Annotated in this window: 16 protein-coding genes; 6 read left to right on the top strand and 10 right to left on the bottom strand. The window is 52.9% G+C overall.

Annotated elements, in window-relative coordinates:
* Positions 1 to 3: 3 nt before the first annotated feature.
* The 5 genes from TH5_RS05900 to TH5_RS05920 form a co-directional block, all read right to left on the bottom strand.
* Positions 4 to 1,320 (bottom strand): UDP-glucose dehydrogenase family protein, encoded by a 1,317-nt coding sequence (locus tag TH5_RS05900; RefSeq protein ID WP_114121083.1) that lies wholly within the window; start codon positions 1,318 to 1,320, stop codon positions 4 to 6.
* A 78-nt stretch (positions 1,321 to 1,398) separates the two neighbouring features.
* Entirely contained in the window at positions 1,399 to 2,286 is an 888-nt protein-coding gene (gene galU / locus TH5_RS05905; protein WP_114121084.1) for a UTP--glucose-1-phosphate uridylyltransferase GalU, read from the bottom strand.
* A gap of 114 nt (positions 2,287 to 2,400) precedes the next feature.
* A complete protein-coding gene (locus tag TH5_RS05910; protein ID WP_244204828.1) occupies positions 2,401 to 3,216 on the bottom strand; it encodes a J domain-containing protein in 816 nt (271 codons plus the stop codon).
* Entirely contained in the window at positions 3,216 to 3,977 is a 762-nt protein-coding gene (locus TH5_RS05915) for a VWA domain-containing protein (RefSeq protein ID WP_244204829.1), read from the bottom strand. Before TH5_RS05915 ends, TH5_RS05910 begins: the two co-directional genes overlap by 1 nt.
* 62 nt (positions 3,978 to 4,039) lie before the next feature.
* Positions 4,040 to 4,939, bottom strand: a complete 900-nt coding sequence (locus TH5_RS05920) for a division plane positioning ATPase MipZ (protein WP_114121086.1) — start codon at positions 4,937 to 4,939, stop codon at positions 4,040 to 4,042.
* A 211-nt stretch (positions 4,940 to 5,150) separates the two neighbouring features.
* On the opposite strand from TH5_RS05920, the gene TH5_RS05925 reads away from it, so the two are divergent.
* The 4 genes from TH5_RS05925 (at position 5,151) to TH5_RS05940 (ending at position 9,233) form a co-directional block, all read left to right on the top strand.
* A complete protein-coding gene (locus TH5_RS05925; protein WP_244204830.1) occupies positions 5,151 to 6,185 on the top strand; it encodes a hypothetical protein in 1,035 nt (344 codons plus the stop codon).
* A gap of 21 nt (positions 6,186 to 6,206) precedes the next feature.
* The gene (locus TH5_RS05930; protein ID WP_114121088.1) at positions 6,207 to 7,340 is read left to right on the top strand and encodes an NAD(P)/FAD-dependent oxidoreductase; all 1,134 of its coding nucleotides are present in this window, start codon (positions 6,207 to 6,209) and stop codon (positions 7,338 to 7,340) included.
* A complete protein-coding gene (locus TH5_RS05935; RefSeq protein WP_244204831.1) occupies positions 7,340 to 8,515 on the top strand; it encodes a hypothetical protein in 1,176 nt (391 codons plus the stop codon). Before TH5_RS05930 ends, TH5_RS05935 begins: the two co-directional genes overlap by 1 nt.
* Before the next feature lie 124 nt (positions 8,516 to 8,639).
* A complete protein-coding gene (locus TH5_RS05940) occupies positions 8,640 to 9,233 on the top strand; it encodes a 2-hydroxychromene-2-carboxylate isomerase (RefSeq protein ID WP_114121089.1) in 594 nt (197 codons plus the stop codon).
* Positions 9,234 to 9,318: 85 nt separating this feature from the next.
* Here the strand turns inward: TH5_RS05940 and TH5_RS05945 are convergent, their stop codons facing one another.
* The gene (locus TH5_RS05945; RefSeq protein ID WP_007090314.1) at positions 9,319 to 9,552 is read right to left on the bottom strand and encodes a hypothetical protein; all 234 of its coding nucleotides are present in this window, start codon (positions 9,550 to 9,552) and stop codon (positions 9,319 to 9,321) included.
* A gap of 577 nt (positions 9,553 to 10,129) precedes the next feature.
* Between TH5_RS05945 and TH5_RS05950 the strand changes: the two genes are divergently transcribed.
* Complete coding sequence (locus TH5_RS05950; RefSeq protein ID WP_114121090.1) at positions 10,130 to 11,176, top strand: Glu/Leu/Phe/Val dehydrogenase dimerization domain-containing protein; 1,047 nt, start codon at positions 10,130 to 10,132, stop codon at positions 11,174 to 11,176.
* A 62-nt stretch (positions 11,177 to 11,238) separates the two neighbouring features.
* Here the strand turns inward: TH5_RS05950 and TH5_RS05955 are convergent, their stop codons facing one another.
* Positions 11,239 to 12,189, bottom strand: a complete 951-nt coding sequence (locus TH5_RS05955) for an anti-sigma factor family protein (RefSeq protein ID WP_114121091.1) — start codon at positions 12,187 to 12,189, stop codon at positions 11,239 to 11,241.
* On the bottom strand, positions 12,186 to 12,704 hold the full coding sequence (locus TH5_RS05960; protein ID WP_114121092.1) for an RNA polymerase sigma factor: 519 nt from the start codon (positions 12,702 to 12,704) through the stop codon (positions 12,186 to 12,188). The genes TH5_RS05955 and TH5_RS05960 overlap by 4 nt, the downstream gene beginning before the upstream one ends.
* 147 nt (positions 12,705 to 12,851) lie before the next feature.
* On the opposite strand from TH5_RS05960, the gene TH5_RS05965 reads away from it, so the two are divergent.
* Positions 12,852 to 13,226, top strand: a complete 375-nt coding sequence (locus TH5_RS05965; protein ID WP_167443476.1) for a DUF4168 domain-containing protein — start codon at positions 12,852 to 12,854, stop codon at positions 13,224 to 13,226.
* A gap of 501 nt (positions 13,227 to 13,727) precedes the next feature.
* Here TH5_RS05965 and TH5_RS05970 read toward each other — a convergent pair.
* Together TH5_RS05970 and TH5_RS05975 are read right to left on the bottom strand one after the other, a co-directional pair.
* Complete coding sequence (locus tag TH5_RS05970) at positions 13,728 to 13,961, bottom strand: (2Fe-2S)-binding protein (protein WP_062952065.1); 234 nt, start codon at positions 13,959 to 13,961, stop codon at positions 13,728 to 13,730.
* A gap of 156 nt (positions 13,962 to 14,117) precedes the next feature.
* Positions 14,118 to 14,747 carry a BON domain-containing protein gene (locus TH5_RS05975; RefSeq protein WP_062959491.1) on the bottom strand — a complete coding sequence of 210 codons (630 nt, stop codon included), beginning with the start codon at positions 14,745 to 14,747 and terminating at the stop codon, positions 14,118 to 14,120.
* Between the last annotated feature and the right edge of the window lie 102 nt (positions 14,748 to 14,849).

Below are 14,849 nucleotides of genomic sequence, written 5' to 3' on the forward strand. Positions count from 1 at the left end.
AACTTAGCCTCCGATTGATGCCCGCCCGATGCAGGAATAGCTGAAACCATGTTCTGCCATTTCAGCGGGGTCATATACATTTCGCAAATCCACCACGATCGGGTGTTTCAAGGTTGATTTGATGCGATCCAGATCCATGCCGCGGAACTCGTTCCACTCGGTCAGGACCACCATCGCGTCGGCACCTTCAAGTGCTTCAAAGGCGCTTTCGCAGTAAACGATGTCTTCAAGAAGCTTTTGGGATTCTTCCATGGCTTCCGGGTCGAATGCCCGGACCGTTGCACCGGCAGCAATCAGGGCAGGAACAATATCAAGGCTTGGCGCGTCGCGCATATCATCGGTGTTTGGCTTAAATGCCAGACCAAGGATGCCGATGGTTTTGCCCGAAACCGAGCCACCACAGGCCGAAATGATGCGGTCGGCCATGGCTTTTTTGCGTCTTGCATTCACATCGACCACAGTTTCAATAATACGCAACGGGCTATTATGTTCCTGCGCGGTGCGAACCAATGCCAGGGTATCTTTCGGGAAGCATGAGCCGCCGTACCCTGGCCCCGGATGCAGGAATTTCTTTCCGATACGACCATCAAGCCCGATACCGCGCGCAACATCATGAACGTCGGCACCAACCTTTTCACAAAGATCCGCGATTTCGTTGATGAAGGTGATCTTGGCGGCGAGGAAGGTATTGGCTGCGTATTTGATCATTTCCGACGTTTCACGCGTGGTGAAAACAATCGGCGTTTCGATCAGATAAAGCGGACGATACAAGTCACGCATGACGTCACGCGCACGTTCATCACTTGTCCCGATGACCACGCGGTCGGGCCGCATGAAATCACCAATTGCCGATCCTTCACGCAGGAATTCAGGGTTCGAAACCACCGCAAATTCCGCATCCGGACGCCGTTGACGAATAATGCGTTCGACTTCACGACCTGTGCCCACAGGCACTGTTGACTTCGTCACGATTACGGTGAAGCCTTCGATGGCGTCGGCAATTTCCTCGGCGGCAGCATAAACGTACCTGAGATCGGCGTGACCATCACCTCGACGGGTCGGTGTTCCCACCGCAATAAAGATCGCCTCAGCACCTTTCACCCCTTCCTTAAGGTCGGTGGTGAATTTCAGGCGCCCGGCTTTCACGTTGTTCTCGACAAGGACATCCAGCCCCGGTTCGTAAATCGGCATGATACCGTCTTCGAGACGGGCAATCTTGTTTTCGTCCTTGTCCACACAAATGACTTCTGTGCCGAACTCCGAGAAACAGGCACCGGAAACGAGCCCCACATATCCGGTACCGATCATTGCTACGCGCATGAATTTTTACCCTGGTAGTGATAATCGCAGGCAGGAGTCTGTCCCGGCTCCTGCCTGCATACCTGAAATTGATATCTGTTATTCTGCAGCTTCGCCTTCGGCGAACTCGTGAATGAGGTTGCGAACGTCATCGCGCATGTCTTCGCGTGCAAGCGCAAAGGACATGGTCGCCTTGAGGAAGCCGATCTTGTTACCGCAGTCAAAACGACGGCCTTCGAAGCGATAGCCATAGAACGGTACTTTGCCGATCATGGCGGCCAGTGCGTCGGTCAACTGGATTTCGTTACCAGCCCCGCGCGGAATATTTTCAAGGGTGTCAAAGATGCCTGGATCAAGAATATAGCGGCCAATAGCCGAGAGGGTTGACGGTGCGTCTTCGGGCTTTGGTTTTTCGACCATGCCACATGCGCTGACCAGACGACCGTTGGTGCCTTCGACTTCAAGCACGCCGTAACGCTGGGTTTCCTCGCGCGGGACGTCCATGACGGCAACCATGTTGCCACCGGTGCGGCCATAGCTTTCGACCATTTGCTTCATGCACGGAACTTTTGACTGGATAAGGTCATCTGCCAGCAAAACGACGAACGGTTCGTCACCGACAAGAGATTTTGCACACAGAACAGCATGACCAAGCCCCAGCGGATTGCCCTGACGAGTATAGGTCACACGACCGTTTTCCGGAATCATCGCAAGCGAGGTTTCCAGCGCATCATGTTTTCCGCGCTCCATTAGGATTGCTTCAAGTTCGGCAGAACGGTCAAAATGGTCTTCGATGGCGGTTTTACCGCGACCGGTTACGAAAATGAATTCTTCGATTCCTGCCGCGATCGCCTCTTCAACGGCATACTGAATCAGCGGCTTGTCCACCACCGGCAACATTTCCTTGGGCATTGCCTTGGTTGCTGGCAAAAAACGGGTTCCCATACCCGCCACGGGGAATACAGCCTTCTTGATTCGTTTCGACATGCCTTTTTTCCTCTGTTTTGACCGCGTCATATCCGCCTCATCCGCATTCGGCCAATCTTATGCTTCTGCCACATTTCAAGAACGCGGATCAAGCGAACGCGCTGTTTATTCAGTTCAATCTTTACAAAGCTGTAACAGGAGGCTTCGGGCTGCATTGATTTTGGATGCAAGATAATCTGATCCGCCATGGTCCGGGTGGACCGCCTTGATCAAGACCTGATAAGCCCGATTGATATCCTCGCGGGTTGCTTCTTCCGAAACACCCAGGATTTTTCGGGCCTCGCCCGCATTCATTTCTCCGCTACGAAATCCACTGCCAGCTTGCTCGCTATCGTTTCCGGTCCTGCCGTTTCCATTATCATTTGCACCCCCGGACGCCTGCCAATTCTGCCATCCCGAACAATCCGGTCGGCGTTCCAGATAGGTTTCCAGAACTGTCTGGCTTTGATCCTGTGCGCCGCAACAATCGCTATAAAGCGTCTGCAGCTCGTCAAGCCCGAGTGTATCTAGATCACGCCCGGCCATTGTGCCCTGCACTACCGTGCCGCCCAACTGGCCGCTGTCATGATCAAGATACATATGCAGATAATCCGTTTTTATTTCAGATACCCGGCCCGAACCGGCAGATGAATGTCCTGATCGACCTCCGCTACCGCCCCGTGACCGGGCAAAACCGAACATCCTGCGCAATAATGGCCACATTAAGCCGATTTTGAGGATTCTAACGAGGAAGGGTATGGCAGCAACAAGGGCGGCAACCATGGCGGCGAGCTTTCCGGTCAGAAGCAACCATGCTGCCAGCCCGCCCAGCAGCAGCACAACGCCCCATAATCCGATCTTTCTGACATCCTTTGGCTCGGCTGACGATAACCATCTGATGATAAATCCGGCAGCAACGAAAAGCCCTATCCCCAACAAAAACCACTGCATTATCGGGGCTTCCGTAACTGAGATCCCAGCAGTTTGACATCCTGCGATGATGTTTTATTGCCGTATTCCTCAAGGGCGTTAATGCCGCCAACCGCATAACTCGCAACTGCACCAAGCAGTTCGCGCAATCGATCCGCCGCACGGGCATCAAAACGGGCAAACGCACCACCGGTGATCCGGGCAATCTCGCGGAAGGCTGTTTCGGCCGTCGGGTCATATCCTTCCTGAAACATGAATGCCTTGATGCCTTTCAACGCCAGTTGTCCGGCCAGACCGGCAAGATTATCAATATCTTCCTCAAGGCAATCCCCGACATAAATCAAGGCATTAATCTTTTTATCGCGCGCCTGTCCTTCAACATGTCCAAGTACACGGGCAAGCTGGGTATGCCCGGCACGACAGGTGACTTTTGTCATGGAGTCACGCAACCTTGCCGCATCCCGATACCAGGCACTGGCCTTGCATTCCGAAATACCACGGAAGAAAACAAGCTGGATGTCCAGCGTGCTGCCGATGCCTGCGACGGCATCGAACATTTCAGCCTGCAGAACCGCCGCACTGTCCCAGCTTGGCTGACGGCTGGCCGTTGCGTCCATTGCAAAGATCAACCGTCCCTGTGCCGGGCCGGAAGCCGGGGCAACAGTCGCCAATGTACGGGCCTGCCTCACAAAGGCGCTTACGTCTGTATGACTTGACGCATCAGACGTAATACGGCTTTGCTGCTTGGCTTGTGTTTTGGGCGTCGCTTTGTTTTCAGGCACAGGCACCAACCAGTTTTCAGGGCACTCAAGGGTACGATCGTCCTGATATAGGGGCGCTTATATCAGATCGGCAACTCTTCGCCGTCCGCTGGTGTGAAGCCGATTATTTCCAGCAGGGCACGGACTTCCTGCCTCGCTGCCATATGCGACATGCTAAGCGGGATGCCAACCCCCTTCTCCCGAAGGTCCAGTAGCGTCAGACCTTTCAGGAACAACTCCCTGTAGATCACACGCTCGCCAAACCCCGGCGCAACACGGAAGCGTATGCGAGCGGCCAGCTTATCGACGATTTCAGCGATATCACGTTTGTTTCGTGCATCCAGATGCGACAAACGGTTGCGCATGACGATCCAGTCAATCGTGCCACCATCTACCGCGGCACGGCGTTTACGAGCGTCCCAGACCATTTCGGCATAGATACTAGGCCCCTTGATATCAAGGGTATCCGGATCAATACGCGCAAGCATGTCGAGATCAATATAGCTGTCGTTAATCGGGGTCACCAACGTATCGGCACAAGAATGCGCGAGGCGCGACAGGTAATTGTCACTGCCGGGGCAATCCATGACTACGAAATTGCAGCTCATGACAAGTTCGCCCAGAGCCCCGGTAAAGCGATCACGCTCGTCAAGCTTGGCGGCATTTCCGTCTTCAAGTTCGCTACGGTAAATCGGACGATGATCCGGAACGGGCAGTTTCAGTTTTTTCTGCGCATTAAATGAAATACGGTTTTCAACATACCGGGTCAGCGTTCCCTGACGGGCATCGATATCAAGCGATCCAACGGAAAACCCCATCTTCATCAATGATACAATCAAATGCATCGCTGTTGTGGATTTGCCGGACCCGCCTTTTTCATTACCGATCACAATCACATGGGCGCGCTTCGCGCCTGGCTGTTTGGCGGTAGCGGTTTGTTGGCCTGCGCTTTCCCCGGTTGCGCCGGTCTCTTGCACCGTCATTGCAGTTTGCTCCGTTATTCAGGCAATTTTCTGTCCCCAGGGTCAAAAAACCCTCACCCCAATGACCGTCTTTGCCCGTAAAAATCAAGAACAAAGAATTTCATCGACAGCAAGTTGTCTACTGGACCCTAGCCAATCTATCACCGTACAGGTAAAGATAGGAGTAGGGAAAAGTGATTTCCCCAGCAATAACATGAAGGAAGGACGCAAAGTGACCAATCGGGGGGCCCTGTTGGGCGGCGTGGTGGCCGGCACTTTGATGATGATGGGTATGGCACCTGCAAATGCGCAGGATACCGGCGGATTCGAACAAATCCCTGCCGATCAAAGTCCGCTTTCATTTAAGTCGGATATGCCGGTCACCACCGTCTTTCTGAGACAATATCGTGAAAACAGTACCGTATTCGTTGGTCGCTGGCTGTCCCCGGCGGCAGAAGGCAGCCTGAAAGGTGCTGCTGGCGATCTGTTTCTCGAAAGCGTTTTTTCGACATCTGCCCCGGGTTTTGCATTCAATAATGAAATGCCGTCCGAGCAGCTTTTGGAAATGTTCGACGGGTTACGTGGTCGCAGCTCTGCCAACGGTGACAATTTCACACAGGATACCCGATACGGCCCAATTGCAATGACGCCGTTTATTCGCGAAGGATCACAGTGTGTATCGTTTGTTGGGCAATGGAATCCCGATACGCCGACAACACGCGGCAGTCGCCTGCTTGGATATTATTGTGACCCATTGTCGCGCCAGACCATGACAGACTTTACACCACCGCCCCAGAAACTTGATGCGGTAGACGCCCAGCTTTATGGCGCCAATTTCTTTGTCCGGTTTGATATACAGCTTCCAGAGGGGGGTGCGCGCCCTCCCGTGCAGGCTGTCCCAGAAATTGTGGAAACCCCATCTGCAACGCCTCTTCCCGACAGCAATGCCGCAAATACCCCGCCCGAAGGTCTGCCGATCAGCAGCAACTGGCAAGGGTCGCGCGGTCAGGGGATGCTTAAATTTGATCAGCCTTCGGGCGAAGGCACGATGATTATTGACAGCGACCTTCGCCATTGTGAAGGCATCTGGCGTCATGATGGCGGGGCCTATCAAAGCGGCACGTTGCCATTTGGCAGCTGGTATGTGTTCTGCGATGACGGGGCATCCGCGCGTGGCCATTATACCAGCGAAGATCCAGGTAGCGTTACCGGCGAAGGTCAGGACAATCAGGGCCAGGCCGTTTATTTCCGTCAACTCAACTCATAAGTCCCGGACAGTTTTTCCAATATGACCACCGATATTCAAACCGTCATCATCGGCGCTGGCATTGTTGGCCTTGCCTGTGCGCGTGACTTGGCCAAAACCGGCCGGGAAGTTCTGATTATTGAACGCCACGATGCAATCGGCACGGAAACCAGTGCCCGGAACAGTGAAGTTATTCATGCCGGTATCTACTATCCGAAAGACAGCCTGAAGGCGAAGTTCTGCGTTGCAGGGCGAGATATGCTGTATCAATACTGTGCAGAAAACGGCATTGATCACAAACGCACCGGCAAACTGATTGTCGCCACCCATGAGGATCAGATACCTGCCCTTCGCGACATTGAACAACGTGCCATGGAAAATGGTGTCACCGATCTTGTCTGGCTTGATCGCGATGAAGCCGTCGCACGCGAACCCGCGCTGCATTGTGTTGCCGCCCTCGAAAGTCCGTCGACGGGTATTGTGGACTCACATCAACTGATGGTGACGCTTCTGGGCGAAGCAGAGGCAAACGGTGCGACCCTGGCTCTGAATACCGACGTAACGGCAGTGAAGATCGAGAATGATATTTTCACCATTGAAACACGTGATCGCGACGGACAAGAAATGAGCCTGACATGTGCAGAACTTCTGATCGCGGGCGGCCTGCACAGCCAGACACTGGCGCATAATTTTACCGGCCTGCCAGCGCCAAGCATTCCGCCACAACATTATGCACGCGGATGCTATTTTACCCTGTCAGGAAAGGCACCGTTTTCCACCCTGATTTATCCTGCGCCGGAACAAGCCGGGCTTGGCATCCATCTGACCCTTGATCTGGGCGGACAGGCGCGTTTCGGCCCGGACGTGACCTGGGTCGAAGAACCGAACTATGACGTTCCGGAAGAAAAGCGCGCAGGATTTGCTGCTGCTATCCGTAAATATTATCCCGCGCTTGACGAAACTGCCCTGCAAACGGGGTATGCTGGTGTACGACCCAAAATTCAGGCACCTGGTGAAGCTGCACGCGATTTTCTGATTTCTGATCGCGATAAACACGGTATTGATGGCTTGGTAATACTCTATGGCATTGAATCACCGGGATTGACGGCATGCCTTGCAATAGCAGACCATGTCGAGGACATCCTGTCACGGCAGCAGGTAAAGGCAAGGTCATAATGGCAGAAGCAGGCTGGCGAAAAATGTGGCATCAGATCAGGGATGATCATTCCCAAGAGCCCAAAAGATTACTGTTCGGCTCTCGGTGGAAATTCGTCCTTGCGACCTGCAGCGTCCTGTTTTCCAGTGCAATGCCGATTGCAAACAACGCAAGTGCCCAGCAGCTTGAACCATTTGTTCCTGCCCCGAACAGTCTAAGCGCACCGGGTAACCGGAATGAGGCAACCGGAACCGAAAAGCCGGATGTTCAGTTCGCCGATGAAATGCGCAACCTCGTCATCCAGCTCAGCCGATGGGCAAAATCCTATCGCAGTGACTTTTCAATCATTGCGTTAAACGGGCTGGAGCTGACGGAATATCTCGAAACCACATTGTTTGCATCGCGTGGTACTGCCGAACCCGCACGCAACTATTTGCGTGCGCTTGACGGTATCATGATCGAAGCACCATTTTATGGGTACGATACATATGGCGAACCCACCGATAGCGAGGAGACCAAATATATCCTAGGCTATCTGGAACGTCTGAAGACGGCAGGGCTTGAATATTTTGCCCTAGACTATACCGATAAAAGCGATGCACAGCAGGCGGCACGCCAAAAACTAAGCGGTCTGGATGCCCTTTATTACGCAGCCCCACCGCCTGACAAGCAGCTTTCAACATTGGCAAAGGTGCCGCGCACGCCGATCGGTGCCAATCCGCATGTCATTGACAATATTCGTGATGCGAAGAATTACGGAATTGTTCTGGACAGTTCGCCCTATGGCACCAAAGAGGCCTTTATCAATGCGCTGATTGACACCAATTACGATGTCTTGATCATTGACCCGTTCCATCGCGGTACGATCCCACTGACTTACGAGGACATGAAACGGCTTCGTTATAAGAAAGTCGGCACGCCACGCACCATTCTGGCCTATCTGAATATCGGAACGGCAGAAACTTATCGCTATTACTGGCAGAACAATTGGCGTGCAGGCAGCCCCGACTTTATTGGCGAAGGCAACCTTGATGCGCGTTGGGGCCAGGAACACCATGTCTATTACTGGTCTCAGGCATGGCAGAATATTCTGTTTGGCAGCGAGAACAGTTATCTCGGTGGCATCATGAAACTTGGATTTGACGGAGTTGTCCTGGGTGGATTGGGTGAATACAGCTGGTGGCTGGATTATTAATCCGCAGCTTCATCACAAATCCGGGATGTGCCGTCTGATCATTTGACGGTGACAGAGCAGATCGGGCACTCTTGCTTCATGGTAAAACAACGAGCTGCTGACACGCAGCCCCCGGAGGCTTTGAATGTCTACGCCGATTATCCATTATTTCTTTGTTCAGTCGCCCTGGTCGTTTTTCGGTTTTCGTCGCGTCGTCGAGATCGCGCGCAAACATGACACGCCGATTATTCACAAACCCTGCCGGGCCGCCGATGTCTGGCAGCATGGTGGTGGCGTCCCATTGGCACAACGCCCAAAACCGCGCCAGGAATATCGAATGGTCGAAATGAAGCGCTGGGCGGATTTCCTGAATATTCCGATTAACTTGCAGCCCGCGTCGTTCCCGGTGGATGAAACATTGGCGGCCCGAACCATCATCGCGATTCAGGATGAAGGCAAGGATCCGACCGGACTGATTGAGACGCTGATGGGAGATATATGGCTTAGAGATCGCAACATTGCCGAGCCACAGGTCGTTCGAGAAGCCCTGACCCGCAACGGCTTGTCTGGTGAATATCTTGAACATGCCGATTACCCATCAGTTGCCAAAATCTACGACGCCAATTGCGAAGCGGCAAAAGCCGACAACATCTTTGGCGTTCCGACATACTTTGCCAATGGCGAGATGTTCTGGGGGCAGGACCGGCTTGATTTCCTTGAACGGGCGCTTGCGAAATAACACACTGGCTTATCGTATAAACAACAGGGGCGGGTAAAACCCGCCCCTGTTGTTTGGCCAACGGCCCGAGATCCTGTTCTGCCGGTTAGTCACGGCGTTTGACGTGATCGACAACAAAACCGTCGCATGACGGATAGGTGTTTTCGATCATGGCAAGTGCCTTGTATTCGTCCTTGGCAGCAACTTCGTGGGTTTGCACATCCGCCCAGCGATCGTCAAAAACCTCGTGGGATCGATTTTCTTTGACGCATTCACGAACGGCCTGGTTGTGCAATTCAACCTGATAAACGGTCTGGCGTGGGTCTGTAAAAGCAGACATGTCCGCCCGGTCTCCTTACTTTTGCCTGCGACGTCCGCCCAGACGTCGCTGTGTCCTGAACCGAGAATTTCATAAAAATGAAACGCCCAACCACCAGTGTGGAACAAGTGGCTTAACGAGCCGTAAATCGTCCGGCTGGATTCCATATTTAATTGAATTGGTCCGGAATGAAGTGTGCCGGTTTTGCATGGCTGGGTCCGAAATGGCGTAATTCTGCGGTGCAGCACAAATTTTTGCGGCGATGCGACTTTGCAGATTTCGCGGCACCTATTATCAGGAATGTAGGTTTTTCGGGCGTCCTCTCACATGGATAAAAAGACCTGCGACGCGGAGCAGTCAATACATGAAATGCCCATCCCCCCTTAACTCCGCATTTCAGTACGCGAAAGATTATTTCAAAGCCTCACCCCCACGATCACAAAATTCCATCTTTTGTCGCTCGTTTTATGGAAACGGTCTTTTTTAACTCAAACGCGATTTTGAAATTGATCAAATGGCCCCAGCGTCAAACATAAAGGAATAACCAAGGGGCCCACCCTTGCAGAATAACGAGCTTGCGCCAGGAGGCGACACCAGGATGAACGTTTTTTCCGATCCCGCATTTGACGGCCATGAACAGGTTGTTTTCGCCAGCGATCCGGTCACCGGCCTGAAGACCATTATTGCTGTGCACAATACCAATCTTGGTCCTTCATTAGGTGGCTGCAGGATGTGGCCCTATGCATCCGAACAGGAAGCCATTCACGATGTGCTGCGCCTGTCGCGTGGCATGACCTACAAGTCTGCTCTGGCGAACCTGCCCCTTGGTGGTGGAAAATCGGTCATTATCGGTGATCCGCGCAGCCAAAAGACACCGGAAATGTTCCGCGCCATGGGCCGTGCCGTAGAACAGGTGGGTGGACGATACATCGTTGCCGAAGATGTCGGTACCAACCCGGCAGACATGGAACAGATTGCGAGCCAGACAAAACATGTCGGTGGTATCAATGACGGCAAAGACCCGGCGCGAACCGGCGATCCGTCCCCTTTTACCGCCTATGGTGTGTTCATCGGCCTGAAGGAAGCAGTCCGGTTCAAAAACGGCCATGAAGACCTTGCCGGACTGCGCGTTGCGGTTCAGGGGCTTGGCAATGTGGGATATCACCTTTGCCTAATGCTGCATGCAGCGGGTGCGCGTCTGGTCGTTTCAGACCTGAATACAGACAGCGTTAACAGGGCCGTTGACGAATTCGGTGCCACCCCCATTTCGGTTGACGAAATCCTTTATGTCGATGCGGATATTCTCGCCCCTTGCGCACTGGGTGGCATCGTGAATGACCGAAGCATTGATAAAATTCGCGCCCGCATCATCGCCGGGGCGGCCAACAACCAGCTCGAAGCGGACCGTCATGGCGAAATGCTGCGCGAGGCAGGTATCCTTTACGCACCAGATTACGTGATCAATGCCGGTGGCGTCGTCGAGGTTTATTATTGCCGCGAAGGCAGGCCTGTTTCAGAAACAAACAGACATATCGAAGATATTGGTGCGACAGTGCGCGAAATCTTTGAACGGGCAAGCCGTCAAAATCTTTCGACCGGCTTTGTCGCGGATAGATTGGCCGAAGAACGGTTCGGGAAACGGTAATATCTTTGCCTGCCCGCCTGTGGCATCAGGTGGGCAGGTTATCCTGCGATTGCCCCGCCATATCAGTTATGACGAAATACAGGTGTTTCGAATACATCACCTGATAGCGCTGGATCAGTTACTGTTTCGCTTTGCACGACTTCAGGTTCGGACGTCATGGACGCTTCGATATCTGGCTGCTTTGCCGGGTTGGAAAATTCGATCGACCGTGTCGCTTCCCGAATAAAGTTTGCCAACTCATATGCCTGATTAGGATCGACACCGGAAGCCAGACCAAATGTTATGGGCCCGTCAGCCCAGGTCGCGATGGAAAACCCGTCTCGCTCGTCCACCCGGACATCATACACTCCTGTATTCCAGCGTGGCTGAAGCAACAACACAAGCTTGTCACCCATCTCATTTACGTAGTCCATCTGGACAGCGTTGCCGTTATCTGTGTGGATTTCCCGATTTTCACGCAGGTGATAGCCTTGCGCTGACAGATCCGGAACACGCATTTGCAATGCGATATGGCCAGACATTGACGACATCGTGTTTGACCAACCCGAACCAGATGACTCAACATAGGGTGATTGCGGTTGCGGTGACGATATATCAGAAGATCCTGATAACGCCGCGCCTTTGCGATAACTGTCAATCGCGCTATCGGCAATCATATTACGTTGATGCAATTGATCAGGTGGCATCATCCGACCAAGATACCAGCCACTTGTTGCCGCGAACAAAATACTGGCGGCAACTCCGCCCTTCATCAATACACGTGCATAGCGATCAGACTGAGCGCCTGCCAAAACATTGCGCAATCTTTCTGGCACCGGTTCATCCAGCACGGGATCGTAAAGGCGATGAATCTCGTCGTCCTGACGCATGAAGGCGATCACACGATCCGCCTGTTGGGGGTGGCCTTTCAGATATTCTTCAACCTCGGCACGGCGCGCCGGATCGCCATCAAGTGTCCCGTCCGCATAGGCAAGAAGGTCTATTTCATTTACCGGCTCATGTGGCTTGATCATTTCACCCTCCTGAGCTTCACGTTTGTTTTCCCGGAATAAAGGCTGCGCAAACTGTCGCGCCCCCGGGATAGTCTGGATCGCACCGTGCCAACCGATATATCGAGAACCTCAGCCGCCTCGTCATAGGTGATGCCTTCAAGAGCGACCAAAAGGATGACGGCTTTCTGATTGGGAGGAAGTTTCTCCAGGGCCTGTCCGATATCCATGCAGACCATTCGTTTTTCCTGACGCGCAGGTACCGAGAGTTCCGGCACCGCGTCATCCATCGGGATTTCGGCCGTCTTTTTGCGGTACTGATTTACGAACACATTATAGAGTATTTTAAACAGCCAGCTGCGAACGGAACCCGTTCGGCGCCAAAGACGGTGTTTGCGAATTGCCCGTTCCAGACAGTCCTGCACAAGATCATCCGCACGATCCCGGTCAGAGACCAGAGACCGCGCAAACCTGCGCAAATGTGGTATTTCACGCGAAATACGCCATTTGATATCGGTTGCGTCGTTTGCTTTTGTCATGACGCCTCAACAACAGCCTGATGCCGCATTAAGTTCCGCAAAAATGCATTTTTTATGGAACCTTTTGCTTTCGGCCGATGTCTGTCAGGTGAAGGTCGGCATCAAGCCCGGCATCGACATGCAAGAACCGGCAAAGAGGTATTTCCCATGAAGTGCAAAGTACTGGTCCCTGTCGCATTCGCCCTTTGGGCTGCCAGTCCCCTGATCACAAGTACCTCAGAAGCTCAGGCACAGGGCACCCAACCTGAACAGGCCGCACCGGCAGTCAGTTACAGTGACAGCCAACTGCAAGGTTATGCCGCGGTGGCGGTTGAGGTCCGCGACCTAAATGACAAATGGCAAAAGCGTGCCCAAGAAAGCACCGACCCCGCAAAGGTTCAAAAAATCCGCCAGCAAGCCAGTGCCGAAATGGTTCAAGCCATTCGGGATGAAGGATTGTCGATCAAGGAATATAACGAAATCACCCAGGCAGCCCTTCAGAACCCGGAACTAAGCGAACGCATCAACAGCTTTGTCGAATAGCTTCGGAGCCTCCCTCAGAGTTTCCTCCCTGAACCGAAGCTCTTGACCCTCTCCCTCTCGGGCGAGGGTTCTTTTTTGCGCGCTTTGCTCAAAGAAAAAGAAAAGCCGAAACAAGGTTCGGCTTTTCAGGTATCCGGCGCGACATCGGGGCAAAGGAAGGACATGCAATGTTGCGCCGGTGCGTGAGATCAGACGGATCAGTCTGCTCGCAACCCGAAGAACTTTGCATTGGCCATCACATGCAGATGTCCAAAGGGGCAGTATAAACAGTCGGTGCAAGCGCAGATCATGACCGCTTGACGACTATTTGAACAAGTTGGCCTGCATCCTGATCACGCCACTAAAACAACAAGCCAACCGAAGTAACATTCGGGTGAGGGCAGTGAGCGCTACTTCGTAAAAAACAACATCACGGCACCGCGAATAGTTCCATCACCGCAAAACAAAAAAAGCCCCCGTTTACGGAGGCTTTTATCAGACTGATGAAATTGCTGTGCCTGCCTATTCGGCAGCAATCGGTGCGGCATTTGCGGTGACAGCGGCTGCATCATCGCAATCGCAATTGCCGCAGGTTTTTGCCTGAAGCAATTCTGCACGCATATGGCAGGCGCATTTCCCGCATTGCGGGGCACAACCATGAAAACGGAATACATCTGCGGGACGGGTGGCACCACCTTCTTCGGCGGCACGGCGTACGTCACGTTCTTTTATCGCGTTACAAATGCAAACATACATCAGCGTAATTGCAATCAGTTATTAATTACGGCACCTCACCTGTAATCTACATGCGAATAGTTTTCAAACACTTTTGCAACAGAGCTTGAAAAAAAATCCCGCACAAACCGGCCGATTTGTGCGGGATTTTGAAAAAGTCATTTAATCACAAGGTGATCAGACCGTCGCGATGTGACTCACTACGCGTTTGACACCCTTGATGCGGCGAACGATCGACAACACCTTGTCGAGCTCCTCACTGCTTTGGGCATCCCCCATGATGTAGACGATGCTGTTTACAGACTGCCAGCGGTAGTTCACCGAACTCACCCCTTTTTCAGCCAATAACAAGGCCTTGATCTGACTTTCGATCCACACGTCTGAGCCGGTCTGGGTCGCCGAATCCGCGGGAACGGCATTTTTGCCATATTCGTCTTCGGCCTTGTGATATGCCTCGATGGTTGCAGCATCGGCGACTTCAAGATGGTCATAGACAGTCTTGATGCGGCTGTCCTGTTTGACCAACGACATCACGTCATAATACTTGCCTTTGGAATCGACCATGCCAGTGACCATCACCTGCTGCTTCCAGATATCGACATTCACATCGATAAGATAGGTATGGTCAACCTTGGAGAATTCGCCAAGGATGCCGGACTTGATCTGGGTATCAAGCCACTGGTCATTCCCCGTCCGGTCTTCCAGCGGCATCTGTAGCGGTCCACAGGCGGCAAGTGGCGTCGCCAGCAAGGCACATACCGAAACAGCCTTCATCGCGTTGCGCCAGCCTCGGGAAATCGTGATCATCTTTGTGCTCCTTCTCATGCCGGTGGATCGGCATATTCCAATTCTTCTGAACCACTAATACAGCAGATCGCAATAAAGCTTTAACGCCCTGAACTGCCAGTG

This window comes from Thalassospira xianhensis MCCC 1A02616 (assembly GCF_003326475.1).
In the GTDB taxonomy this organism is placed as follows: domain Bacteria; phylum Pseudomonadota; class Alphaproteobacteria; order Rhodospirillales; family Thalassospiraceae; genus Thalassospira; species Thalassospira xianhensis.

What these genes read in the sequence shown, in the direction of transcription:
- TH5_RS05900 (WP_114121083.1), bottom strand. Translation starts at nt 1,320, where the DNA reads ATGCGCGTAGCAATGATCGGTACCGGATATGTGGGGCTCGTTTCCGGT.
- galU (WP_114121084.1), bottom strand. Translation starts at nt 2,286, where the DNA reads ATGTCGAAACGAATCAAGAAGGCTGTATTCCCCGTGGCGGGTATGGGA.
- TH5_RS05910 (WP_244204828.1), bottom strand. Translation starts at nt 3,216, where the DNA reads ATGCAGTGGTTTTTGTTGGGGATAGGGCTTTTCGTTGCTGCCGGATTT.
- TH5_RS05920 (WP_114121086.1), bottom strand. Translation starts at nt 4,939, where the DNA reads ATGACGGTGCAAGAGACCGGCGCAACCGGGGAAAGCGCAGGCCAACAA.
- TH5_RS05930 (WP_114121088.1), top strand. Translation starts at nt 6,207, where the DNA reads ATGACCACCGATATTCAAACCGTCATCATCGGCGCTGGCATTGTTGGC.
- TH5_RS05935 (WP_244204831.1), top strand. Translation starts at nt 7,340, where the DNA reads ATGGCAGAAGCAGGCTGGCGAAAAATGTGGCATCAGATCAGGGATGAT.
- TH5_RS05940 (WP_114121089.1), top strand. Translation starts at nt 8,640, where the DNA reads ATGTCTACGCCGATTATCCATTATTTCTTTGTTCAGTCGCCCTGGTCG.
- TH5_RS05945 (WP_007090314.1), bottom strand. Translation starts at nt 9,552, where the DNA reads ATGTCTGCTTTTACAGACCCACGCCAGACCGTTTATCAGGTTGAATTG.
- TH5_RS05950 (WP_114121090.1), top strand. Translation starts at nt 10,130, where the DNA reads ATGAACGTTTTTTCCGATCCCGCATTTGACGGCCATGAACAGGTTGTT.
- TH5_RS05955 (WP_114121091.1), bottom strand. Translation starts at nt 12,189, where the DNA reads ATGATCAAGCCACATGAGCCGGTAAATGAAATAGACCTTCTTGCCTAT.
- TH5_RS05960 (WP_114121092.1), bottom strand. Translation starts at nt 12,704, where the DNA reads ATGACAAAAGCAAACGACGCAACCGATATCAAATGGCGTATTTCGCGT.
- TH5_RS05965 (WP_167443476.1), top strand. Translation starts at nt 12,852, where the DNA reads ATGAAGTGCAAAGTACTGGTCCCTGTCGCATTCGCCCTTTGGGCTGCC.
- TH5_RS05970 (WP_062952065.1), bottom strand. Translation starts at nt 13,961, where the DNA reads ATGTATGTTTGCATTTGTAACGCGATAAAAGAACGTGACGTACGCCGT.
- TH5_RS05975 (WP_062959491.1), bottom strand. Translation starts at nt 14,747, where the DNA reads ATGATCACGATTTCCCGAGGCTGGCGCAACGCGATGAAGGCTGTTTCG.